Origin of the sequence: Devosia yakushimensis, assembly GCF_030159855.1 — a bacterium.
GTDB lineage: Bacteria > Pseudomonadota > Alphaproteobacteria > Rhizobiales > Devosiaceae > Devosia > Devosia yakushimensis.
Window position 1 is genome coordinate 853,752 of record NZ_BSNG01000001.1, and the last position, 23,214, is coordinate 876,965.

A 23,214-nucleotide genomic window follows, 5' to 3' on the forward strand; every position below is an offset into this window, starting at 1 on the left:
GCCCCCGGAGAATGTTCATGCGTCTTGTCCCCTTGGCCGCGAGCCTTTTCCTCGCCCTCGGCAGCCTGGCTGCCGCGCAGACCTATGACACGCCACAGGATTTGCTCGAGGCGTTCTACGAGCCCTATTTTTCGGGCGAATTCTATGAGGACGAGTCTTCGTTCCGCTCCTCGGCGCTGCAGGCGCTCTACGATGCCGACGCCGCCTCGACGCCGGCCGGGGAGATGGGCGCGCTCAGCTTTGATCCCTATATCGATGGCCAGGATTTCGACCTGACCGACCTCACATTCAGCGAACCGCAGATCGATGGCGACACTGCCATTGTCGACGTTAATTTCCGCAATTTCGATCAGCCCCAGCACCTGGTCTATGATCTGGTGTTCGAAAATGGCGGCTGGCGGATCGACGATGTCGTTTCCACCAATCCGGAAAACCAATACCGCCTGAGCGAAATTTTCACCGAAGCGGCGAGCATCGCCAACTAGGGCGATTAATCGGGTTGCGCGCCTTGCCAAAAGTTAATCTCGCCGCCGCAAATCGGCCACGGCTCGATCACGACTGCGCCGCGACCGGCCGCTAGCCCTGGAACATCGAGACGAAGAGGCAAAGACGATGCGGTTGGCGATTGGTGTTCTGGCATTGGGGCTGCTGCTACCCATGGCGGCAGGGCAGGCAGCGGATACGTTCAGCGACCCAAAGGCGCTGGTCACTGCTATTTTCGCCGGCTATGGCCCCGGCCAGCAGGCCGGCGATCCGACCGCATATTATTCGCCGCGCCTCAAGTTGCTGTTCGATCAGGCCGTCGAAAACAAGGTTTTCAGCAATGACCAGGCCATGGCGGGGCAGGAATTCACGCCCGCTGCGGTGTTCAATCCCTTCCTGCCCGATGCCAGCGCCCTGTTGTTCGATCTCTCGATCGGTGAGCCGGCGACGCTCGACGACCGCTCCGTCATCAATGTCAGCTACCATAATTTCGATCACCCGCGCCTGCTCAGCATCGCCATGGTGCGTCAGGACGGCAATTGGCTGGTCGACGACGTCGCCTCCATGGGCAGCGAAGACCATTGGCTGCTGAGCTGGGCCCTCACCGCCGATCCATACGGATATTGAGCCAAGGCGCCTCTTCAAACGCCATAGCGCGCTGCGGGCCGTCCGGTTTGGCTGGCTGAGAAGAGGTCGGCCTGGGCGGACGTGTAGCGCGACAGCAGCTCAAGGTCGCTCACCGAGGGCAGGGTGACGAGTTCCCCGCTATCGAGTCCGGCAAGGGCGGCATCGACCATTGCATCGACCTGCATCACCAGTTCGGGTGGAATCTGGTCGAGCGGCAGGATTGTGCCGTCGTAGATTTCGGTGGCGACACCGGCAGGCAGCACGGCCTGTACCCGGATAGCGGTGTCCTTCAGCTCCTCCTGCAACCCGCTTGTGAACAGCAGGACATAGGACTTGGTGCCGCTATAGACCGACGCGATGGGCATGGCGCGAAACGCCAGAACCGACCCGATATTGACGATGGTGCCGCGATTGCGCGCGACAAAGCCGGGCAGGGCGGCGCGAGACAGCCGGGTAAGGGCGGTGATGTTGAGGGCGACCATGTCATCAAGGGCCGCGGGGGACAGGTCCATGGTCGCGCCGAGGCGCGAGATGCCCGCATTATTGACCAGCATGTCGATCGATGTATCCGAGGCGAGGATTTCTGCGACCTGGGCGGTGCCGGCATGGGTAGCCAGATCGGCGATAACAGGCCGAACCTCTATGCCAAATTCCTTGGTCAGCTCGACCGCCAGGGTTTCAAGCCGGTCGGCACGGCGGGCGACGAGAACAAGATCATAGCCGCGGGCGGCCAGGCGCCGGGCATAGGCAGCGCCGATGCCGGAGGACGCGCCGGTGATAAGCGCGGTGGAAGGGGTGCGATTGGGCATGTCAGCTCTCCTAACGATGATGAAAGGGAGATAGGAGGCGGCCCGGTTTTCCATTAGACTGAATAATGTGATTTGGCTTATAGGCAGGATCTATGAATGCGGCGCGATGACCTGAGCGACCTGGCGGCATTCCTCGCGGTAGCCGAGGAGCAGAGCTTTACGCGTGGAGCGATCCGGCTCGGTCTGTCGCAGGCAACGCTCAGCCAGACGATCAGCAATTTCGAGCAGCGCCTGGGCTATAAACTGCTCGCGCGCACCACGCGGAGCGTGCGGACCACGGAAGCGGGGCAGCGCCTGCTGGACAAGCTGCAACCGGCCTTTGCCGATATCGACGCCGAAATGCGCATGCTTGCCGAAACAAGCGATACGCCATCGGGCTCCATCCGCCTCACCACGATTCTCCATCCGGCCCTGGCCATGCTGTTGCCGGCGCTGACTGGCTTCCGCCTGGCCTATCCGCGCGTCAGGGTGGAGATTTTCGTCGACCATGCCTTTGTCGATATTGTCGCCGGCGGGTTTGATGCAGGCATCCGGTTCGGCGAGCAAGTCGAAAAAGATATGGTCGCCGTGCCCATCGGCCCGCCATCGCGCGCCGCCGTGGTGGCCACGCCGGACTATTTCGACCGCTATCCCAAGCCGAAGAACCCGCGCGATCTGGTCCAGCACGATTGCATCAATTTTCGCATGGCCAGCGCGGGCAATATTTTCCGCTGGCGCTTCTGGGAAAACGGCCAGCCGCTCGATGTTAAGGTCGATGGCGCGCTGACGGTCAATGACGGCATTGTTGTCGAGCAAGCAGCGCTGGCCGGCCAGGGGCTGGCCTATATGTTCGAGGACCAGGTGGAGCAGCATTTGCGCAGCGGCCGGCTGATCCGGTGCCTTGAGGACTGGTGCCCGCCCTCACCGGGCTATCACCTCTATTATCCGGCAAGGCGACAGCGAACGCCCGCCCTGGCCGCCCTGGTCGAGGCGCTGCGGTATCGATCGTAGGTGGCCGGGACGGCAGGGGTAGTTGCGAGGCGGGAAAATTTCTCCCACCCACAATCGCCTCCCTCGGGCTCGACCCGAGGGCCATTCGCCGCTTGCGCCGGACTGAGAAAGCCCCTCGGGTCAAGCCCGAGGGAAGCGGCGGTGATGGTTTGGGGTGCTGTAGTTAGAGCCACAATTGCCGGGTGATTGGCACAACTCCTCCCCACCCACCGAACGGCACCCTCCCCTTGATGGGGAGGGCCGGGGAGGGGCGACGAGAGCCCCCAAGCCTCAAATCGCTGCCGTCGCCCCCTTCAACCAGTCCTTCACCACACCAGCCACAACCGGCCCGATTTCCGACCACACCCGCTGGTGATAGGCATTGAGCCAATCCCGCTCACCCGTGGTCAGCATCGCCACATCGATCAGCCTGGTATCGATCGGAGCGAGCGTCAGCGTCTCGAATTCCAAAAATCCAGGCGCGCTGGCGCTCTCCACCACCACAATCAGGTTTTCGATGCGGATGCCGTATTCGCCGGTCTTGTAATAGCCGGGCTCGTTGGAAATCACGTTCCCAGCTTCGAGCGGCAGCGTATAGCGCGGGGAAATGCCGATCGGCCCCTCATGCACGCCAAGATAGGCGCCCACGCCGTGCCCGGTACCGTGATTATAGGTCACCCCATCCTGCCACAGGAATTGCCGGGCCAGCACGTCGAGCTGGGCGCCCGAGGTGCCCTTGGGGAAGCGGGCCATGGAAATGGCGATCATGCCCTTGAGCACCCGGGTAAAGCGGTCGCGCTGTTCGTCCGTGGCCGGGCCGGTCGCCATGGTGCGGGTAATGTCGGTGGTGCCCGACAGATATTGGGCGCCGCTATCCACCAGCATCAATTCACCGGGTTGCAAGACCCGATCGGTCTTCTCCGTCACCCGGTAATGCACGATGGCGCCATTGCTGCCGGCGCCCGAAATCGTGTCGAAACTGGCATCGACGCAGGTTTCGTCTTCGCGGCGGAAGGCTTCGAGCGCCGTGACGATGCCGATTTCGGTCAGTTTGCCCGAAGGGGCATTGCCGTCGAACCAGGCGAGGAATTTTGCCAGCGCCACGCCATCGAGCTTGTGTGCCTCGCGCATGCCGGCCAGTTCCGCCTCGTTCTTGCGCGATTTGGGCAGCAAGACCGGGTCGCGCTTTTCGATCAGGGCCGCGCCCGCTTGCTTGAGTGCCGACGCAACGGCCTCCGGGGCCGAAGCCGGGTCGATCAGCACGGTCTTCTTGCCCTTGCCCAACTTGGCCAGGGCCGCGGGCAGGGCCTTGCTGCTGACGATCGTGGCCACGCCGTTTAGGGCCTTTTCCAGCTCCGGGGTGATCTTGGCCGGGTCGAGATAGAGCGAGGGCAGTCCCTTGCGCGGCAGAACCGCAAAGCCCAGCACGAAGGGTGTATTGGGCACATCATGGCCGCGGATATTGAGCAGCCAGCAGATCGATTCCGGCAGGGTCAGCACAGCCGCATCGGCGCCGTCCTTGTCGAGGCTCGCCTGGATATCGGCAATCTTGTCCTGCGCGGTCCTGCCGGCCCGGTTGTGGCCCAGCACCTCGATGGCGCTTACCGGCGCTCGGGGCCGGTCGGCCCAGATGGCGTCGACCAGATTGGCGCCGGGCACTAGCTTGGCGCGCTTGCCCAGCTTGGCCTGAAGGTCGCGGATTTCCCCCGGGGTATGCAGCCAGGGGTCATAGCGGATGGTGCCGCCCTTGGGCACATAGTCGCCGATTTCGGCCGGCAGCCCGCCCAACGCTTCATGCACGGTCACCTTGGCCGTATCGGTCTGGGCTGGGGCCTGCAGCGTATAGCGGCTATCGACGAAGAGCCCGGCTTTCTTCCTGCCGACAATGGCGACGCCGGCCGAGCCGGTAAAACCGGTCACATAGGCCAGCCGCGCTTCGCTGGCCGGCACCGACTCGCCGCGATGGGCATCGGCCCGCGGCACGAGAAAGCCGTCGACCCCTGCCTTCTCCATGGCCGCCCGCAGGGCCTTGAGTCGCGGCGCGACGTTTTTCGGGTCGGCCTTTTCCTCAAAACTCTGGAAGATGGCGGGCGGAAAAGTCTGGTCTGTCATAGCGTCGTCCCTGATCGGCTCATGCAACATCTTAACGAGAGGTTGGCGCGGCGCGAAGTCTGAACGGCAAATTAACGGGATAGTAACGGGACTTGCGAAACGGGCATGGCTGGCTTGCCGTTAGCCCCCTAACCAAAGCATGGGGGAAGCACTAGATAAGCTCCTGTCGGCGGCAATAGATCGTCGGCATGCATGGAGACTGAAATGACCGAGAGCAAGAACGATTTCCGCAAGGCACTGGGAGCCGTCATCGACGCCCGTGGCCGCGAGTCGAGCCGACAGGTCAGCTATCGCATGCAGCATCAGCTGATCGGCGCATTTACCAAGCGCCCGTAAGGCCGCTGCAGTTTACTGCTGACGATTCTGTTGATCCCCGGACGCAAGTTCGGGGATTTTGCTTTTCCGCTCACTAAAGCGGCTCGATGCTCCTGCCGGTGCTAACAGTCTGCTAGCATCCGGCGAGCAAATGCGAATGCCTGCTAACGCATTTGCAGGATCAGCGTGGTCCAGTCCTTGCGCTGCAATTTCTCGGTCAGGATCATGCCCTGACGCTGATAGGCGTTGATCACGCCGCGCGCCTGATGCTCCAGAATCCCCGACAGGATGATCGTCGCGCCCCGCTGCGCCACCCGGCCCATGGCCGGCGCCAGCGCCGTCAGCGGTCCGGCCAGAATATTGGCGACGATCAGGTCATAGGGGGCATTGCCCGCAATGGTGGGGTTGGTCAGGCCCGTCGCCTCGATGCCGATGATGAACTTGCCGACGCCATTTTGTTCAGCATTTTCAAGGGTCGTCTTGACAGCGATAGGGTCGATATCGCTGGCGATAACCGGCAGGCGCAGGCGCTTCGCCAGCGCGATGGCCAATACTCCGGTGCCGGTTCCCACATCGAGCAGAACCCGCGGACGGCGGCGCTTCAGCACCTTGTCGATGGCTTCGAGGCACCCCGTCGTCGTCTCGTGATGGCCGGTGCCGAAGGCCTGGGCCGCATCGATCCGCATGGCCGTCAGCCCGCCGGGAATGGGGCCGGTCTCGTGGCTGCCATAGACATAGAAGCCGCCGGCAATGACCGGGGCCAGCCCCTCCAGCGATTTGGCAACCCAGTTGATTTCCGGATCGATCGGCGCAACGGAAAAATCGACAGCGCCGCCAAGGGTTTGCCGGGCAAGTTCAGAAAATGATTCAAGATCGGGCGGGCTGTCGCAGGTGGCCTCGAAGAACCATTCGCCGGTCTCTTCATTCTCATGCGCCGAGGCGGTCAGCGCCAGGTCGTCCCGTTCCATCACTGCATCGACCAGGGCATAGGCCTGTTCCTTGGTGAGCGGGGCGGAGAGCTGGTCGACGGGCATGGGCGGCGCTTTCATTTGATTGGCCCCTTGTTGGGGCAGGGCCTCGGACAAGTCAATGCGGCACGATTTTCTTGACTTTCCAGAGTGCCATGTTCATGGTTTGTTTCGGAGGGCGAGTCATGAATTTGAAGGCGCTGAACACGGTGATCGTGGCCGCCAAACAGGCCAGCTATGTCGGCGGCGGAGAAAAGACCGCGTCGAGCCGGCAGGGTTCGTATGATCTTGTCTGGTCGCAGGGGGCTTGGCGTTATCGCGACAGCTATTTCGGCGGCACGGACTTTCTGGGCCAGGAGACGGTATGGCTCGATTCCGAGCCGGTCTGGGCCATGAATTACCATGGCTTCATCCTCCGCCCCGATCTGATCGACGCAGTGCGGGCAGGCGAGACCATCAAGGCGGCTTTATCGGCCATGTATGCCGAGGGCCGGTTTCTCGGCGGATTTCGCTGGCTGGGCGCTTACGGGGAATACGTGGATAAGTCGGAGGGTGGGGTCGAGCTGTTTTCCGGTGAAGAGGAAATTTATTGTGAGAGAACAAAGGCTTATGGACTTCGCTATAGCGGCGGACTGATCAAGCCCTAGGGCTGATTGATATTCGGCGTCTCTCGCAGGTGGGGGCGGGATGTCACGCGGTTACCATTATCGTCATTGACCATATGACCGCCTAGCCATGGAGATATTGATGTTCAAAGTTCCATATTTCGACAATGCCGAACTCACGACATTCGCGGATGCCGATACGAGCGAGGCAGGAGCCGCTGCGGCCTTGGCAGCGTTTCTCACGCTGACGCCGGAAGACCGCATTTCGGATTCGCGCCATGTCTTTGCGTATTACAAGGACTACCACCAGGCCGTTGGCGGCGAGGATTGGATGGACGAGGAGATGGGCATCCCGGAGACCCCGGCCGATATCTGGGATTATGTCCGCCCCGGCGAGATCAATTTAACCAAGGGCCGCCGCGGCGATGACAATTGGTACGTCGTCATGGAAGCCAATTGCGGCTGGGAAGAAGAGCACGGCCTCATGCTGGTCTGGCGCAATGGCACGACGCTTACCAAGGTTGGCGGCTATGACGGGCATGTCACCAACACAAATGCCTATGCCGACGATAGCTTGGCCGATGTTGTCTATGCGGCGACGGATCCAAAATTTACCACGCGTCTCAATGAGTTAGGGTGAAGTCATGCATGGTCTCATCGGCAAGATGCTGGCGGCGCCCGGCAAACGCGAGGAATTGCTGGCGATCATGCTGGAGGGCAATGACGCCATGCCCGGCTGCATCAGCTATGTCATAGCCCGCGATCCGGCGAGCGAGGATGGTATCTGGATCACCGAGGTCTGGGACAGCAAGGAGAGCCACGCCGCCTCCCTGCAACTGCCCCATGTGCAGGCAACCATAGCCAGGGCCAAGCCGATGATTGCCGGGTTCGGGGACTATTTCGCGACCGAGCCGCTTGGCGGAATTGGGGTCTGACAGTAGCGATAGCCACCCGACTGGTACCGGCGGGCAGAGATTGCTAGAGTTTGCCAAATCGCGGGGAGATGGCGCATGGCAGTGAAACTTGTTTACTGGATCAGCACAGGCTTGGTCTGCCTCGTCTATTTGGGCAGCGCTGCTTTCTACACCTTCTCCATGACCGCGGTGCAGGAGACCTTTATCGGCTTCGGTTACCCCGGCTATCTCCCTTATTTGCTGGTGCCGATCAAGCTATTGGCCGTGGCGGCGTTGCTGGTGCGGCGCCCGATCTGGCTGGCTCAGCTTGCCTATGCCGGCAGCTTCTACCATCTGCTGCTGGCCTTCACGGCGCATGTCGGCGCGGGCGATCCCGGCTTTGTTCCCGCCGTGGTGAGCTTCGTGCTGCTGATCACGTCCTGGGCCACACAAAACGCCGTCCGCAAGGGCGTCGCGGCCTATGCCCCCACGCGGTTCGGCATTGCCTGACGGTGACGGGGCAATCCCCGGGGCGGCCTAGAACCTGACGGCGGTACCGGATACCGACACCATCAGCATGGAGCCGCCCTGGCCGACCACTTCATAGTCGATATCGACGCCCACCACCGCATCGGCTCCCATGCGTTCGGCCTCGGATTCCAGCTCGTTGAAGGCCTCGCGACGGGCATCCCGCAGCGTCGATTCATAGGCGCCCGCCCGGCCGCCGACAATGTCGCGAATGCCGGCGAACAAGTCCTTGAAAATATTGGCGCCAACGATGACTTCGCCGGTGGCAATGCCAAGATATTCCCGGATTGGGCGGCCTTCCAGGGTGGGCGTCGTGCTGATGATCATGCAATTCTCCTCATATGGCCTGTGCCGCCTCAGCCCTTCTTGATAAAGCTGTCCAGCACCTTTTTCCGTCCGGCTTTTTCGAAGTCGATGGTCAGCTTATTGCCTTCGATCCCGGCAATTGCGCCATAGCCGAATTTGAGGTGGAACACCCGCTCGCCGAAGCCGAAGGCCGATTTGTCATTGCCCAGGTCGACCGACCGGGCGACCAGATCGCCATCGATGGTGAGGGGGCCGCTGCCTTTGCGGTTGGCCTGTTGGGCGCGAGCGCGCTGCCAGCCGGGGGTTTCATAGACGCTTTCGAACGGATCGGCCTTGTTGAAGCGGCTGCTGGCACCGCCACCATAGCCATAGCCGCCATAGGAGGAGCCGGTATCGGTGACCTCAACCGCATCGGCTGGCAATTCATCGAGGAAGCGCGAGGGAATGGCCGATTGCCAGAGCCCATGGATGCGCCGGTTCTGGGCCGCAGAGATGCGCACGCGCTTGCGGCCGCGGGTGATGCCGACATAGGCCAGGCGCCGCTCCTCCTCGAGCCCGGCGCGGCCGCTTTCATCCATCGAGCGCTGGCTGGGAAAGGTGCCTTCCTCCCAGCCGGGCAGGAAAACGGTGTTGAATTCCAGACCCTTGGCCCCGTGCAGGGTCATGATGGTGACGGCATCGCTCGCCTCGGTGCTGTCGCGATCCATCACCAGGGCGATGTGTTCGAGGAAGCCGCCGAGCGTGTCGAACTCTTCCATCGAACGGCTGAGTTCCTTGAGGTTTTCCCTGCGTCCCTCCGACTCGAGCGACTTGTCGGCGCTGAGCATGTCGGTATAGCCGCTCTCCTCGAGAATTCGTTCGACCAGTTCAAAGGGCTTCAAGGTCTGGGCGTGGAACGCCCAGTCATCGAACTGGGAAACGAGGCTGAGCAAGGTTGTGCGCTGTTTGGGCTTGAGTTCCTCGGTTTCGACCAGCATGCGGATGGCGGAGAGCAGCGGTACGTTAGCCGCGCGGGCCGCGCTGTGCAGCAACTGGACCGTCGAGTCTCCAAGGCCGCGCTTGGGGGTGTTGATAATGCGGTCGAGAGCCAGGTCGTCGGCCGGTTGTGCGACAAGGCGCAGATAGGCGATGGCATCGCGGATTTCCTTGCGCTCGTAAAAGCGCGGGCCGCCGATGACGCGGTAATTCAGCCCCAGTGTGATGAAGCGCTCTTCGAATTCGCGCATCTGGAAGGAGGCGCGGACCAGGATCGCCATGGAGTTGAGGCTGTCGCCGGCGCGCTGATATTGCTCGATCTCTTCGCCGACTGTGCGGGCTTCCTCTTCGGAATCCCACACCTGGGTGACGGAAACCAGCTCGCCCTTTTCGCCGACATCGGTCTGCAGGGTTTTTCCGAGGCGGCTTTCATTGAAGGCGATGAGATTGGAAGCGGCCTTGAGGATATTGGAGGTCGAGCGGTAATTGCGCTCGAGCTTGATCACCTTGGCGCCCGGGAAATCCTTTTCGAAGCGCAGGATATTGTCCACCTCGGCGCCGCGCCAGCCATAGATGGATTGATCGTCGTCGCCGACGACGCAGATATTGGCTTCGGAGGCCGGTTTTCCCTGCGCGAGAAGCCGTAGCCAGAGATACTGGGCGACGTTACTGTCCTGGTATTCGTCGACCAGCATGTATTTGAATTTACGGTGGAATTCGGCCAGAACGTCGGGGTGTTCCTTGAACAGGCGGATGCACTCGAGCAGCAGGTCGCCGAAATCTGCGGCGTTGAGCACCTTCAGGCGGGCCTGGTAATCGGCATAGAGCTTGGCGCCGCGGCCATTGGCGTAGCCGCCGCTTTCGGCCGGCGAAACGTCCTTGGGCAACAGGCCCTTGTTCTTCCAGGCATCCATCATGCCGGCGAACTGCTTGGCAGGCCAACGCTTCTCGTCGATATTCTCGACCTCAAGCAATTGCTTGATCAGCCGGATCTGATCGTCGGTATCGAGGATGGTGAAGGTGCTCGTCAGACCCACCAGGCCGGCATGCTGGCGCAAGATGCGGGCGCCGATGGAGTGGAACGTGCCCATCCAGGGCATGGCCTCTAGCCGGGGAACAAGCTTCTCGATCCGCTCCTTCATCTCGCGGGCCGCCTTGTTGGTGAAGGTCACCGACAGAATTTGGGACGGCCAGGCGCGATTGGTATTGATGATGTGGGCAATGCGCGTTGTCAGCACGCGCGTCTTGCCTGTGCCGGCGCCGGCCAGCACCAGCAGCGGACCATCGGTCGTCTCCACCGCAAGCCGCTGCTCCTCATTGAGGCCAGTGAGGTAGTCAGGCGTCTCGCGCCGGCCGAACTGGCTGGTGATCGACCCGGCAGGCGGGCGTTCGGTATTGTGGGCGTTGCCGGGCATCTATGGCCTTTCCGTCACGTCGCGCCGAGCTCTGGCGGCACCGTGGGGATGAGATCGAATCTTATTTTGTTCACGGTGCAATATAGGGATTACCGGGCCCGCTGTACAGAATGCCGGCCTGTCATTGATCCGTCATATCTGTGTCATCCAACGGTCTTGCAGCGGCACTAATCCGAGCCCCGTATCCTTACCAGGGGGCTCATTTTCATGCATACGCCAAAACTTTTGACGGGGCTGACGGTCGCGCTGCTCGCGACGACTGCCTCGGTCCATGCCGCCGAGTATTTTAATCGCATCGCCAGCTTTCCGGTGGCCTTGAACAATCCTGACGCCGAGGAAGGCACTGAGAATTCGGCCGAAATCATCACGGCCACCGAAGACGGCATGACGCTGGTCTATTCGAACGCCCTGCTGGGTGGCATTGGCTTTATCGACATTACCGATCCTGCCGCACCCAAGCCTGCAGGCTTCGTCAAGCTCGATGGCGGCCCCACCTCCGTTACCGTCATTGGCGGCAAGGCCCTCGTGACTTCGGACACGACCGAAGATTTCACCGCCCCCACCGGCTATCTGTCGGTTATCGACATTGCCACCAAGGCTGTCGAGGTCACCTGCGATCTGGGCGGACAGCCCGACGCGATCGCCAAGAATGCCGATGCCTCGCTGGTCGCCATCTCGATGGAAAACCAGCGCAATGAAGATCTCAATGACGGTGAAATCCCGCAGCTGCCGAGCGGCAATATCACCTTCTTCGACGTCGCCAATGGCACGATCGACTGCGCCTCGATGCGCGTCACCGAGCTGGCTGGCGTGGCCGATTTTGCTGGTGAAGACGCCGAGCCGGAATATACCGATTTCAACAGCGCCAACGAACTGGCCGTGACGCTGCAGGAAAACAACCACATCGTCATCCTCAATGGCGAGACCGGCGAAATCATCAATGATTTCAGCGCCGGCACCGTCGATCTCGAGGGAATCGATGCGACCGAAGATGGCCGCCTGAGCTTCACCGAAAGCCAGCCGGGCCGCAAGCGCGAGCCCGATGCCATCCAGTGGCTCGACAATGACCGCATCGTCATCGCCAATGAAGGCGACTACGAAGGCGGCTCGCGCGGTTTCACCATCTTCAACAAGGACGGCACCGTGCTCTATGAGAGCGGCCCGTCGATGGAATATATCGCGGCCCAGCTCGGCCACTATCCCGAAGGCCGTTCGGATGCCAAGGGCGTTGAGCCTGAAGGCATGGAAGTGGGCACGTTCGGCGAGACGAAGTTCATCTTCGTCAACCAGGAACGGTCCTCGCTCGTCGCCATCTACAAGGATACCGGTGCCGAGCCCGAATATTGGCAGTCGATCCCCTCGGGCATCGGCCCGGAAGGCGCGCTGGCCATTCCGTCGCGCAATCTCTATGTCACCGCCAACGAAACCGATCTGTCGCCGGACGGTCTGGCCGGTGCCCATGTCATGATCTTCGAGCTCAGCGAAGGCGAGCCGGCCTATCCGCAGATCATGTCCGATCTCGATGCCGACGGTAAGCCGATCGGCTGGGCGGCGCTTTCGGGTGCGGTGGGCGATGCCGAAAAGCCGGGCATCCTCTATGCCGTCAGCGACAGTGCCTTCTCGGAAGCGGCGATCTACGAGATCGATGCGACCGCCAAGCCTGCCCGCATCGTCAAGAAGACCATCATCACCCGCAATGGCGTTCCGGCTCAGAAGCTCGATCTCGAAGGCATCACGCTGGATGGGGAAGGTGGCTTCTGGCTGGCTTCGGAAGGTGACACGGCCAAGCTGACGCCGCATGCGCTGTTCCACGTCAATGCCGATGGCGAGATCGAAGACGAGATCGCGTTCCCGGCTGCCCTGCTGGCCAATGAGACCCGCTCGGGTTCGGAAGGGATCACCGCCATTGGCGAGGGTGACGATCTGACCCTGTGGATCGCGATCCAGCGCGAGTGGAAGGACGACCCCAAGGGTCAGGTCAAGCTTGTGAGCTACAAGCCCTCGACCGAAGAATGGGGCGCCGTGGCTTATCCGCTGGAGGCTCCGGCAGAGGGCGCCTGGGTTGGCCTGTCGGAAATCACCGCGCATGGCGACTATGTTTATATCATCGAGCGCGACAACCAGATTGCCGAGAACGCCAAGCTCAAGGCGCTCTACCGTGTGCCGGTTGCCGAACTTGCGGGTGTCGAGCTGGGTGGCGAATTGCCAGTTGTCAGCAAGGAACTGGTCCGTGACCTGATCCCTGATCTCAAGAGCCTTAATGGCTATGTGGTCGACAAGGTCGAGAGCTTTGCCGTGGATGCTTCTGGCGCCGGCTATGTCATCACCGACAATGACGGTGTCGATGACAGCTCGGGCGAGACCTATTTCTGGTCGATCGGCGCGCTGTGATCGATAGGCTTTCAATCAGACAGCGGCCGGGCCTCGTGCCCGGCCGTTTTGTTTTGCCTGTCGCAAAGGCGTGATGATGACTGCCTTTGCCCCGACAATTTCATACCGTGAATCAAGGCAATGGCGGGCTTGCGCGAGGGGCGCAACCGCCTAAACTCTGCGCGCAAACCGGACCCATGCGTAACCGTGCTGAATCGCATCTATATCATCGTTGGCCTGCTGGCGATTTTTGTGCTCGCCGGGGCGTTTATCGCGCCGCGCTTCATCCAATGGGGTGACTATCGCGAGCGCATGGAGGAGCTTGCCGGTGGCGTGCTGGGCGCCAAGGTCATTATTCGCGGCGATATCGAGTTCTCGCTGCTGCCCCAGCCACGCCTGAACTTTACCGATGTGCTGGTGGGATCGCCCGACGAGCCGGCCGCCACGGTTGGCGGTGTGGAAGCCGAATTCTCGCTAATGGATTTCCTGCGCGACCACTACAACGTGACCCGGCTGGTGCTGCGCGAGCCGGTGGTGGATTTCACCATTGACGAAAGCGGGCTGTTCGGTAGCGGCTTTGCCCCAGATGGCACGGGAACCGGGATTGCACTGGCGCAGGCAACGATTATCGACGCGACTGTTCGCCTGATGGACCGCCGGGCCGGCCGGAGCTTTGAGGCGAGCGACGTGGATGGCGACCTCAAGCTTTCGGGGCTTGCCGGTCCGCTGCAATTTCAGGGCTCCGGCAGCTATGGCGGTGGGCGCTATACCGTGCGGTTCAACTCTGCCCCCTTGGCCAGTGACGGATCGAGCCGGATTACCGCGTCGATCCGCCCGGATAATGATGTGTTCTCCTTCGCCGTCGAGGGACTGCTGAGTGCCGGCATGGCCCCCAAATTCGATGGCGCCATGACCTATCGGCAGAGCCCGCCTTCCGCCCAGCGCGCCGACGATATTCGTGGCGATCTTGTACTCGAAAGCCGAATCACGGGCTCGACAGATCGTATCGTGCTCACGGGCTATACGCTGCGGCCCGATGAAAACCGGGCGGGAACACGGCTGACCGGTGCCGCGAGCATTCAGCTCGGCGCGCGGCCCAGCTTTGATGCTGTGATTTCCGGCGGCGTCTTCGCGCTGCCCCCGCGTGACGCCAAGGAAGATGCGGCAACGCAACCCTATGAGATCGTGCGTCTGCTGTCCGAGCTTCCGGCCCCGGTCATTCCGCCACTTCCTGGGCGCGTGGGGGTCGATCTGGCCGAAATCGGGCTGCGCGGCTTTGCGCTGCGCAATGTTCGGGCCGATGCCCGCACCGATGGTTCGGTCTGGCAGATCGAACAATTCATCGCCGGCCTGCCCGGCGAGACAGAATTGCGAGCCAGCGGCACGCTCAGCGACGAGGGTGGGGCTCCAGCATTCCGCGGGCAGGCTTCGCTCAATAGCGCCCGGCTGGACGGTCTGGCCGTGCTCTGGCGCAGGCCGCTGGAGAGCAATCCCCTGTTCAATCAGCCTGGCAGGCTCGAGGGGCGTATCATGCTGGGCGAGGACGCTTTCGGCCTGAGCAGTGGGCGACTGACCGTGGATGGCCATACCCATGGGGTGGAGCTTCGCATCGGCTTTGGCGCGGAAAAGCGGCTGGACGTCGTGGGGCATTTCGATGATTTGGGGAGCAGCGGCAGCACGATCGTCGGCGCCTTGCTGCCCGATATGTCGGCGGGCCCGGCATTCGGCGTCAGTTTTCCCACCGGCAGCTTCGCGCTGAGCGGCCAGAATGCCCAATTGTTCGGCCTGACCGGTACGGGCCTTGCTGCCGAGGGTATGTGGACCGAGGGTGGTGTCGAATTCACCAGGCTTTCGGCCGAGGATTGGGGCGGCGTTGGCCTCGATGCCGCCGGTCAGCTAACCGGCGCGCCGGCGGCCCCGCAACTCTCGGGCAGGGGCAAAATCAGGATTGGCGCCGGCGACGCTCCGGCCCTGGTGGCGGCCTATGATGCGCTGCAGATGCCCGTGGGCTGGCGGGATTTCCTGGCGCTTTCCGCCCCGGGAGACATTGCCTTTGACCTCGGCGCGGGGGAGGGCGGCAATGGCCAGACCTTGACGCTGGACGGTGTGCTTGGTGTCGCCAACCTTGATGCGCGCTTGCAATTGGGCGGCGGCGCCTTGGCTTTGGCGACATCGCCGTTGCGCCTCAATGCCAGTCTGGAATCGACTGATATTGCGGGCCTGACCCGCCAGGTCGGGCTGGGAGATGCCGAGCTTTTCGGCGGGCCGGGTTCCATGTTGGTGGCTTTGGCTCTGGAGGGGACACCCGCCAATAGCCTTACCGGCAGTATCACTGCGAGCCACGGTGAGGAGAGCGTCGGCTTTAACGGCAATCTGGTGCTCGGCGCCAATATGGAGCTGCAGGGCACTGGACGGCTTGATGTCACGCTTGCCGATGCGGGCGGGTTGGCACAAATCGCCGGGGGGCGCGATCTGAGCCTGCCCATGGCCAAGGGCAGCGCCGATTTCCATTTCGAGGGGGAGCGACTGGCGCGGCTGACCAATGTTGAGGGCACGTCCGGCGAGACCGGGTTCACAGGTGAGCTTTCTCTCTCGCGTACCAATAATGCTGCGGCTGTTGCCGGCAATTTTGCTATCGACGAGATTTCCATCGAGGGGCTTTCGACCGCCGTTTTCGGCGCCGCTGCGCTTGTTCCTGGGGATAGCGTCTGGCCCGAAGGGCCTATTGCCTCGGGGGATTCACCGCGCCAGACGCGGGGTTCGGTCAACATAACGGCGCCGCTGGTTTCCGCAGGTGGCGTGCCACGGATGACGGATGCCAGTTTCGAGCTGAGCTGGGACGAGAGCCGGCTGCGCCTGGCCCGCTTCGAGGCCGGCCTGGGGGGCGGCCGGGCCACGCTGGACCTGTCGGTTTGCTGCGCCGGAGCGCTGGTCGACAAAACCGTCAGCGGGCGGATGACACTGGCCGGCGTTCCTCTCAATTCGGTGGCATCGCCCGCTATCGCCGCCGCCATGGGCGCGACGATCGAGGGTGGTGTTCGGTTCGAGGGGACTGGCGCGAGCTTGGCCGCCGTATTCGGCGCGATGACTGGGGAAGGCAATTTCACGCTGACCAACCTGGCCGTCGATCAACTCGATCCGCGGGTCTTCCCCACCGTGTCCGGGCTCGATGACGTGCTCGATATGGATCCAGAGGCGCTGGCCTCCGTCATCGGGGTCGCGCTGCAGCAGGGGCCGTTTACCGCCAATCAGGCAACGGGCGCTTTCACCATAGCGGGCGGCGTGCTGCGCCTCGCCAATTTCATCGTCGAAGGGCAGGGCGGGCGTCTGGCCGGCAATGTCAACCTGAACCTGGCGACGCTTGGTCTCGATGGCGGATTTTCGCTGACCCCGCTGGGCCTGGACGATGCTAATGGCCTTATTTCGGCCGATACGGCGCAAATCGGCACGCGGCTATCGGGCGATCTGCTGGCTCCGGCTCCCGCGCTCGATCTGGCGACGCTGATCGCAGCGATTCAGGTGCGCGCCAACGAGCTTGAGGTGCAGCGCCTTGAAATCCTGCGGGCCGAGGATGCCGAGCGGCAACGCGCCGCCGCCGAAGAACGCAACCGGCTGATCGAAGAACAACGCCGCCGGGCGGCCGAGGAGGCAGCGCGCCGCGCGGAAGAGGAAGCGGCGCGGCTTGCCGCGGAGGAAGAGGCCAGGAGGCTGGAAGAGGAACGCCTGCAGCAAACCCTGCCGCAGCCAGCGCCTTTGCCGCTGACCCCATCCGCACCCCAGGTACAGGGGCCGATCGATCTGGGCCTGCCACCGCCGCCCGCGGTTAATCGGCCGTTTGTTCTGCCGCTGAACTAGCCGCCAGCCGCTGCTGGTACCAGGCGAGCACGGATAGCCGTGCCGCCGAAGACAGGTTGGCGGTCTCGCGCGTTTCGTCGATGGATTTGATGAGGGCGGCCATGGTCTGGCCGCGGTCGGCGGCCATTTCCGTCAAGGCGGCCCAGAACTGGGGTTCGAGCGCAATGCTCGTTCTATGGCCGGCAATGGAGAGCGAGCGCTTTTCCATGCCCGGAATGCGCGTCAGGGCTTCTTGCGGAACGCGTCGAGGCTAACGACCTTTTCGCCGCTCTTTTCCCCGTCGTCGGAGGCCGCGGGCGCGGCGGCGTCTTCGAGAGCGTCATCGGCGCTGTCTTCCAGGCCGCCATCGTCGCGCGCGGCAGTGGCTGGATCGAACTGCAGGCCGAACTGTACCGAGGGGTCAAAGAAGCCTTTGACCGCCGAGAAGGGAATGACCAGCGTTTCGGGAATGCCGTCAAACGACAGGCCGACTTCAAAGGCCGTTTCATTGACCTTGAGGTCCCAGTACTGGTTCTGGATGACGATCGTCATTTCCTTGTCGTACTGACCAAGCAGTTTCTCGCTGAGACGGACGCCCGGGGCGCGAGTCACGAAGGAAATGAAGAAGTGGTGATCGCCGGGAAGCCCGGTCTTGGCAACCTCGGCCAGAACCTTGCGCACGACGCCGCGCAGGGCTTCCTGAGCGAGAATGTCGTATCGCATATGATCTTCGGCCATGATTACCCTTCCGGCGACAAGAGATAGAATCCCGAACGGCCCATATCAGCCTCACGTTCCGTGAGAATTCAAGGATAAAGGCGTCACCTTTGGGCGATTGGGGCAGGTAAGGTGCAGGCTTCTGTTGCCAGGTGCCTGCGGACCCCGCCTGTCGCCCGGCTAAGGGCGGAGGACTTAAATTCCCAGTGCTAGCACCGCATTACGCAGCGAGAGCGACCGGAGCCTTATGGTTGTCATTAGCAACTATAAGTTTTGGACCGATAACGGTGGTACCTCACCGAGCGAAAACACACCCTTTACGCCCTCGTCGATCCTGTTTCGCCCCCATGGGCCTTCCCGTTGCCGGGGAGGATGGTGGAGGCGCCGGGTACTGCCCCCGGGTCCGAAAGGTTTATTACGATGGCAGTTTATCGCCATAGCCCTTGCGGGCAGGTTCTATATAGGCGCAGGTGACCGGTGATGCAATCGCTACCGCCAGCACGCTAAATTGGTTAGCAGACTGTTAGCATCGGCGCGATGAAACGGCTCATCGCTCACCCGTTCCATTTCATGCCCATATAGACGCCGCCGGCTTCCAGCTCGTCGAGCATCTGGGCGAGGTGACGCTGCTTGGTGGCTTCGGTTTTGACCTTGTTGATCCAGAGCAGATAGTCGTTGCGCTGATAGGGCGGGCGGGCATCGTAGCGGTCCCGCAGGCCGCGTTCGTCGAGCGCCGTGCTGACGAAATCGGGCATGGTTTCGCGCGGGCGGAGAGGGCGGAGCTTGGGGCTCATGGCAGCACCGCTTGCGCCTCAATCTCGATCAGGAAATCGGGATTGGCCAGGGCCGGGACGCGGAAGCCGGTTACGGTGGGCGGGTTGGTCCGCTGGCCCCAGACGGCCATCCAGGCGCCGAAGGCGGCGTTGAGGTCGATATCCTGCTGCATGATGATGGTGACTTTCACCAGGTCTTGCAGCCCCGCACCGGCTGCATCGAGCACTTTTTGCAGATTGGCCAGGGCCTGCTCGGTCTGTTTGACGACATCGCCCTTGCCGACGATCTCGCCCTGGGCGTTGACGCCATTCTGCCCGCCGATCAGCAGGATGCGGGCGCCGGCCGGCAGGATGATGCCCTGGGAAAAGACGGGGCTTTTGTACATTCCATCGGGATTGAGATGCTGAACGGACATGGCGGTCTCCTTTTGCGTTGCAGCTCATGGATAGAACGAGGCTCCTGACACCCGAAGTCAGGACCAGATGAGGTATTCTATTGCCGCATTCGATAGTTTGGTGACTGTGTTTGCAACTGAATGCCATCGAGCCCGGTTCCATCGCAGCCGCGGGCTAGCGGCAAACCAAGAGAGTTGACGATGACGGATACTTCAACCGAAAAACTGATCCATGCCGCCGAACGGTTTCTGGGCAAGGGCGAGCAGGCATTGACCGAGCGCGAACGGGGCGTGCTGGAACAGGCGCTTGGCAAACGGGCGCTGTCGCGCGACGCCAGCGTGCTGTTCGATGACAAAGCGACGTTCGGGCAGCGCCTGGCCGACGGCGTTGCTGCCTTTGGCGGCTCCTGGACGTTTCTCATCATCTTCGGTGTGGTTCTGGCGGCGTGGGTACTTGGCAACCTGCTGCTGCGCGGGGAGGCGCCCGATCCCTATCCGTTCATCTTTCTCAATCTGCTGCTGTCCATGCTGGCGGCCATACAGGCGCCGGTGATCATGATGAGCCAGAACCGGCAGGCGGCCAAGGACCGGCTGGTGACCAGCCACGACTATGAATGCAACCTCAAAGCCGAAATCGAAATCATGGCGTTGCACGACAAGGTCGACCAGATGCGCAACGACGATCTGCGTGCTTTGCTGGCCAAGCAGCAGGAACAGATTGATCTGCTGACCCGGCTGGTGGAGAACCGTCTTGGGGTGGAAGGCTCGCCCAAATGAGCACCAACACCTGGTTCTAAACCCGGTGGGGATGTGGACACAGCATCACGATGAGCCCCGCTCACCAAGAGAATCGTCTAGAGTATTGGCATGCAGCCCTATCTGAAGCTTCTCTCCGATATTCTCGAACACGGCACGGACAAGTCCGACCGGACCGGCACCGGTACGCGGAGCTTGTTCGGCTATCAGATGCGGTTTGACCTGGCGCAGGGCTTTCCCCTGCTGACCACCAAGAAGCTGCATCGCAAGTCGATCATCTATGAGCTGTTGTGGTTCATTCGCGGCGAGACCAATGTGCGCTGGCTGCAGGAGCGCGGCGTCAAGATCTGGGACGAATGGGCCGACGAGAATGGCGATCTCGGCCCGGTCTATGGTTCGCAGTGGCGGAGCTGGCCGGCGCCGGATGGGCGGAAAATCGACCAGATCGCCAATGTGATCCACTCGATCAAGACCAAGCCGGATTCGCGGCGGCATATCGTTTCGGCCTGGAACCCGGCCGAGGTGGATGAGATGGCGCTGCCGCCATGCCACTGCCTGTTCCAGTTCTACGTGGCCAATGGCAAGCTGAGTTGCCAGCTCTATCAGCGCTCGGCCGATACTTTCCTCGGCGTGCCCTTCAACATCGCTTCATATGCCTTGTTTACGCATATGATGGCGCAGGTGACAGGGCTGGAAGTGGGCGATTTCGTCCATAGCTTCGGCGATGTGCATCTCTATTCGAACCATTTCGAACAGGCCAGGGAGCAGTTGTCACGGGAACCAAGGCCCTTGCCGGTGCTCAAGGTCAATCCGGAGGTGAAACGGCTGGAGGACTTCGTGTTCGAGGACTTCGAGTTCATCGGCTACGATCCCCATCCGCATATCAAGGCGCCGGTGGCGGTGTGAGCCGGTCGCTGTCGGAGCTTGGCGATCTGGTCGCGCGGGTTTCCGATATCTATGCGGAACGCAACAGCATTGCCCGGGACGACGACTGGTACCTGCTCAAGTTGCAGGAGGAGCTGGGCGAACTCACCGCCGAGCATCTCAAGAGCACCGGACGCGGCCGTCTCAAGGGCGCGACACAAAAAATCGTGCAGCAGGCCAAGGAAGATGAAGCGGCGGACGTCTTAGCCATGCTGCTGCTGTTTGCGCGCCAGAACGGTATCGATCTCGATGCGGCGCTGGAACGCAAATGGTTCAGCCATCTGCCCGGGTGATGCTGAAGCATCCATTCTGGGGTAGAAAGCAATTCATTGCCTCATCCGCTCCAAGAGAGTCCGGAAAAGGCGCTAACCCGTTACGCCAATGTGCGTTTTTGGAGTGTTGGAACATGAGGGTGTTCTCGGGACTGGTCTGCCTGCTTGCGGCTTCCGTGGCCTTGCCGGCCGTGGCCAACGATACCGCGGTGCAATTGAGCACGGGCGGGCTGGAATTCGTCATCAACGAAGACATCACGATGCTCAGCGAGGAGCTGTTCATCTCGAGCGAAGAAATTCGCGTCATCTACGAATTCCAGAACAATACCAGCAGCGACCAGAATGTGCTGGTGGCCTTTCCCATGCCCGATATCGTGCCGGACTGGTGGTCGCCCACGGTGTTTCCGCAGGGGCCGGCCGACAATCTCTTCAATTTCGAGACCACGTTCGACGGCCAGCCGGTGGATGCGGTGCTGCACGAATATGCCTTTACGGCCGGCGTCGATCGCTCGGACTATCTTCGCGACAAGGGGGTCCCGCTGGTTTCCTTCACCGACGACACGCGCACGGTTACCGACGGCCTGGATGACGCCACCAAGGCCGAAATGCTGCATCTGGGCCTGCTCGTTCCCGATATCTACGATGTGGGCCAGGGCGAAGAGACCCACCTTTTCCCGATCTGGACCTACCGCGCGACCTATACCTGGGAAGCCAATTTCCCCGCCGGCAAGACGGTCAAGGTCGAGCACCGCTATAAGCCCAGCGTGGGCGGCACGACGGGCGTGACCTTCATGAGCGAACCCTATGACGGGTACGATCCGGCCGCCGAATACCGGACGCGCTATTGCACGGACGATGCTTTCATCAATGCCGTGCGCAAGACGGTCAAGGCCGGGGACGATCCCTGGGCGGCGCCGTTCTTCGAGAGCTGGATTTCCTACATCCTGACCACGGGCGGCAATTGGGCCGGTGGCTATATTCCCAAGTTCCGCCTGGTGGTGGACAAGGGCGACGAAGCCAATCTGGTCTCGTTCTGTGGTGACAATATCAAGAAGATCGGGCCGACGACCTTTGAAATGGTGGCAACCGATTTCTATCCGGAAAAGGAAGTCGACATCCTGATCCTGGAACATCACGACGAGGAATACTGAGCGTGACCCTGACTATCCGTCCCGCGGTCGCGGCCGATGCCGCGACCATTGCCGGCTTCGTGCGGGCGCTCGCCATTTATGAGAAGCTCGAACACGAAGTGAAGGCCACCGAGGCCGATGTGGTGCGTGATCTGTTTGGCGCCGATCCCAAGGTATTCTGCGAGATTGCCGAATGGGAGGGCGCACCGGTGGGCTTTGCGCTCTGGTTCTATACCTATTCCACCTTCCAGGGCCGGCACGGCATCTGGCTGGAGGATATTTTTGTCGACCCGGCCATGCGCGGCAAGGGGATCGGCAAGGCCTTGCTGGTCAATCTGGCCCAGCGCTGCGTTGCCGAGGAGCTGGGCCGGTTTGAGTGGTGGGTGCTCAACTGGAACGAGCCGTCCATCGACTTCTACAAGTCGCAGGGCGGGGTCATGCAGGATGAGTGGACCAAGGTGCGCATCGATGGCGCGGCGCTGGCAAAGCTGGGGGCGGCGTGAGCATCAAGATCGCCATGATTGCCGCCGTTGCGGAAAACGGCGTTATCGGTAATGGCCAGACCATTCCCTGGCGCATTCCTTCCGACTTCGCCTTTTTCAAGCGGACCACCATGGGCAAGCCCATGATCATGGGGCGCAAGCAATTCGAGACCGTCGGTAAGCCGCTGCCGGGCCGCACCAATATCGTGGTGACGCGCCAGGCCGGCTATCAGCCCGAGGGCGTGGTGGTGGTTTCAAGCCTTGATGCGGCACTCGAAACGGCGCGAAAAATTGCGGCGGAAGACGGTGTTGACGAAATCATGATCATCGGCGGCGGCGATATTTACACCCAGCTTATGCCTCTGGTCGACCGGCTTTACATCAGCCATGTCGATCTGGCGCCGTCTGGCGATGTCCATTTTCCGGCGATCAGCCCCGCAGACTGGGCAATTGTGGATGAACCGGAAGTGGTGCCGAGCGGCAAGGATGAGGCAAGCTACCGCGTCAATGTGTACGAGCGGCATAAGGGAAGCGCGCATTGATCGGGTGACGCGCT

At 61.8% G+C, this 23,214-nt stretch carries 25 protein-coding genes and 1 other RNA gene; 16 read left to right on the forward strand and 10 right to left on the reverse strand.

Translation table 11 applies throughout. The features are described from left to right. Positions 1–17: 17 nt before the first annotated feature. Positions 18–485 carry a DUF3828 domain-containing protein gene (locus tag QQL79_RS04055; RefSeq protein WP_284388158.1) on the forward strand — a complete coding sequence of 156 codons (468 nt, stop codon included), beginning with the start codon at positions 18–20 and terminating at the stop codon, positions 483–485. Positions 486–612: 127 nt separating this feature from the next. Then, positions 613–1,110, forward strand: a complete 498-nt coding sequence (locus tag QQL79_RS04060; protein ID WP_284388160.1) for a hypothetical protein — start codon at positions 613–615, stop codon at positions 1,108–1,110. Between the two features lie 14 nt (positions 1,111–1,124). On the opposite strand, the gene QQL79_RS04065 is transcribed toward QQL79_RS04060, so the two are convergent. Continuing rightward, positions 1,125–1,919 carry an SDR family NAD(P)-dependent oxidoreductase gene (locus QQL79_RS04065; RefSeq protein ID WP_284388162.1) on the reverse strand — a complete coding sequence of 265 codons (795 nt, stop codon included), beginning with the start codon at positions 1,917–1,919 and terminating at the stop codon, positions 1,125–1,127. Positions 1,920–2,015: 96 nt separating this feature from the next. On the opposite strand from QQL79_RS04065, the gene QQL79_RS04070 reads away from it, so the two are divergent. After that, entirely contained in the window at positions 2,016–2,909 is an 894-nt protein-coding gene (locus QQL79_RS04070; RefSeq protein WP_284388164.1) for a LysR family transcriptional regulator, read from the forward strand. 270 nt (positions 2,910–3,179) lie between these two features. Here QQL79_RS04070 and QQL79_RS04075 read toward each other — a convergent pair whose 3' ends face one another. Beyond that, positions 3,180–5,000, reverse strand: coding sequence for an aminopeptidase P family protein (locus QQL79_RS04075; protein ID WP_284388166.1), 1,821 nt, complete (start codon positions 4,998–5,000; stop codon positions 3,180–3,182). A gap of 204 nt (positions 5,001–5,204) precedes the next feature. Between QQL79_RS04075 and QQL79_RS04080 the strand changes: the two genes are divergently transcribed. Beyond that, positions 5,205–5,336, forward strand: a complete 132-nt coding sequence (locus QQL79_RS04080; protein ID WP_262166763.1) for a hypothetical protein — start codon at positions 5,205–5,207, stop codon at positions 5,334–5,336. Positions 5,337–5,479: 143 nt separating this feature from the next. On the opposite strand, the gene QQL79_RS04085 is transcribed toward QQL79_RS04080, so the two are convergent. Beyond that, positions 5,480–6,364, reverse strand: coding sequence for a 50S ribosomal protein L11 methyltransferase (locus QQL79_RS04085; protein ID WP_284388171.1), 885 nt, complete (start codon positions 6,362–6,364; stop codon positions 5,480–5,482). Between the two features lie 104 nt (positions 6,365–6,468). Between QQL79_RS04085 and QQL79_RS04090 the strand changes: the two genes are divergently transcribed. From QQL79_RS04090 to QQL79_RS04105, 4 genes are all read left to right on the forward strand, one after another. Then, positions 6,469–6,930, forward strand: coding sequence for a DUF5680 domain-containing protein (locus QQL79_RS04090; RefSeq protein WP_284388174.1), 462 nt, complete (start codon positions 6,469–6,471; stop codon positions 6,928–6,930). A gap of 100 nt (positions 6,931–7,030) precedes the next feature. Then, the gene (locus tag QQL79_RS04095; protein ID WP_284388176.1) at positions 7,031–7,528 is read left to right on the forward strand and encodes a DUF6985 domain-containing protein; all 498 of its coding nucleotides are present in this window, start codon (positions 7,031–7,033) and stop codon (positions 7,526–7,528) included. A gap of 4 nt (positions 7,529–7,532) precedes the next feature. Beyond that, positions 7,533–7,823 (forward strand): putative quinol monooxygenase, encoded by a 291-nt coding sequence (locus QQL79_RS04100; RefSeq protein WP_284388178.1) that lies wholly within the window; start codon positions 7,533–7,535, stop codon positions 7,821–7,823. Positions 7,824–7,898: 75 nt separating this feature from the next. Beyond that, positions 7,899–8,291 carry a DoxX family protein gene (locus QQL79_RS04105; protein ID WP_284388180.1) on the forward strand — a complete coding sequence of 131 codons (393 nt, stop codon included), beginning with the start codon at positions 7,899–7,901 and terminating at the stop codon, positions 8,289–8,291. A 27-nt stretch (positions 8,292–8,318) separates the two neighbouring features. On the opposite strand, the gene QQL79_RS04110 is transcribed toward QQL79_RS04105, so the two are convergent. Further along, complete coding sequence (locus QQL79_RS04110; RefSeq protein WP_284388182.1) at positions 8,319–8,636, reverse strand: heavy metal-binding domain-containing protein; 318 nt, start codon at positions 8,634–8,636, stop codon at positions 8,319–8,321. Between the two features lie 29 nt (positions 8,637–8,665). Then, positions 8,666–11,005 (reverse strand): ATP-dependent helicase, encoded by a 2,340-nt coding sequence (locus QQL79_RS04115; protein WP_284388185.1) that lies wholly within the window; start codon positions 11,003–11,005, stop codon positions 8,666–8,668. Positions 11,006–11,212: 207 nt separating this feature from the next. Here QQL79_RS04115 and QQL79_RS04120 point away from each other — a divergent pair, with 207 nt between their 5' ends. After that, on the forward strand, positions 11,213–13,396 hold the full coding sequence (locus QQL79_RS04120) for an esterase-like activity of phytase family protein (protein ID WP_284388188.1): 2,184 nt from the start codon (positions 11,213–11,215) through the stop codon (positions 13,394–13,396). Between the two features lie 186 nt (positions 13,397–13,582). After that, complete coding sequence (locus tag QQL79_RS04125) at positions 13,583–17,230, forward strand: AsmA family protein (protein ID WP_284388190.1); 3,648 nt, start codon at positions 13,583–13,585, stop codon at positions 17,228–17,230. Here QQL79_RS04125 and QQL79_RS04130 read toward each other — a convergent pair. The 5 genes from QQL79_RS04130 to QQL79_RS04150 form a co-directional block, all read right to left on the reverse strand. Next, the gene (locus QQL79_RS04130; RefSeq protein ID WP_284388192.1) at positions 17,199–17,438 is read right to left on the reverse strand and encodes a ribbon-helix-helix domain-containing protein; all 240 of its coding nucleotides are present in this window, start codon (positions 17,436–17,438) and stop codon (positions 17,199–17,201) included. The two genes, QQL79_RS04125 and QQL79_RS04130, sit on opposite strands and share 32 nt — an antisense overlap. A 14-nt stretch (positions 17,439–17,452) precedes the next feature. After that, the gene (locus tag QQL79_RS04135; protein ID WP_284388193.1) at positions 17,453–17,947 is read right to left on the reverse strand and encodes an SspB family protein; all 495 of its coding nucleotides are present in this window, start codon (positions 17,945–17,947) and stop codon (positions 17,453–17,455) included. Positions 17,948–18,057: 110 nt separating this feature from the next. Next, positions 18,058–18,416, reverse strand: a transfer-messenger RNA (tmRNA) gene (gene ssrA / locus QQL79_RS04140). Positions 18,417–18,480: 64 nt separating this feature from the next. Continuing rightward, on the reverse strand, positions 18,481–18,720 hold the full coding sequence (locus tag QQL79_RS04145; protein ID WP_284388196.1) for a YdeI/OmpD-associated family protein: 240 nt from the start codon (positions 18,718–18,720) through the stop codon (positions 18,481–18,483). Continuing rightward, positions 18,717–19,115 carry a RidA family protein gene (locus tag QQL79_RS04150; RefSeq protein WP_284388198.1) on the reverse strand — a complete coding sequence of 133 codons (399 nt, stop codon included), beginning with the start codon at positions 19,113–19,115 and terminating at the stop codon, positions 18,717–18,719. Before QQL79_RS04150 ends, QQL79_RS04145 begins: the two co-directional genes overlap by 4 nt. Positions 19,116–19,295: 180 nt before the next feature. On the opposite strand from QQL79_RS04150, the gene QQL79_RS04155 reads away from it, so the two are divergent. The 6 genes from QQL79_RS04155 (at position 19,296) to QQL79_RS04180 (ending at position 23,200) form a co-directional block, all read left to right on the forward strand. Continuing rightward, a complete protein-coding gene (locus QQL79_RS04155; RefSeq protein WP_284388200.1) occupies positions 19,296–19,871 on the forward strand; it encodes a DUF1003 domain-containing protein in 576 nt (191 codons plus the stop codon). Positions 19,872–19,961: 90 nt separating this feature from the next. Further along, entirely contained in the window at positions 19,962–20,756 is a 795-nt protein-coding gene (locus QQL79_RS04160) for a thymidylate synthase (protein ID WP_284388201.1), read from the forward strand. Next, positions 20,753–21,067 carry a nucleoside triphosphate pyrophosphohydrolase family protein gene (locus tag QQL79_RS04165; protein WP_284388203.1) on the forward strand — a complete coding sequence of 105 codons (315 nt, stop codon included), beginning with the start codon at positions 20,753–20,755 and terminating at the stop codon, positions 21,065–21,067. The genes QQL79_RS04160 and QQL79_RS04165 overlap by 4 nt, the downstream gene beginning before the upstream one ends. A 113-nt stretch (positions 21,068–21,180) precedes the next feature. Beyond that, positions 21,181–22,197 (forward strand): DUF4424 domain-containing protein, encoded by a 1,017-nt coding sequence (locus QQL79_RS04170; RefSeq protein WP_284388205.1) that lies wholly within the window; start codon positions 21,181–21,183, stop codon positions 22,195–22,197. A gap of 2 nt (positions 22,198–22,199) precedes the next feature. Next, positions 22,200–22,679, forward strand: a complete 480-nt coding sequence (locus QQL79_RS04175; RefSeq protein WP_284388207.1) for a GNAT family N-acetyltransferase — start codon at positions 22,200–22,202, stop codon at positions 22,677–22,679. Then, positions 22,676–23,200, forward strand: a complete 525-nt coding sequence (locus QQL79_RS04180; protein WP_284388208.1) for a dihydrofolate reductase — start codon at positions 22,676–22,678, stop codon at positions 23,198–23,200. The genes QQL79_RS04175 and QQL79_RS04180 overlap by 4 nt, the downstream gene beginning before the upstream one ends. Positions 23,201–23,214 lie beyond the last annotated feature (14 nt).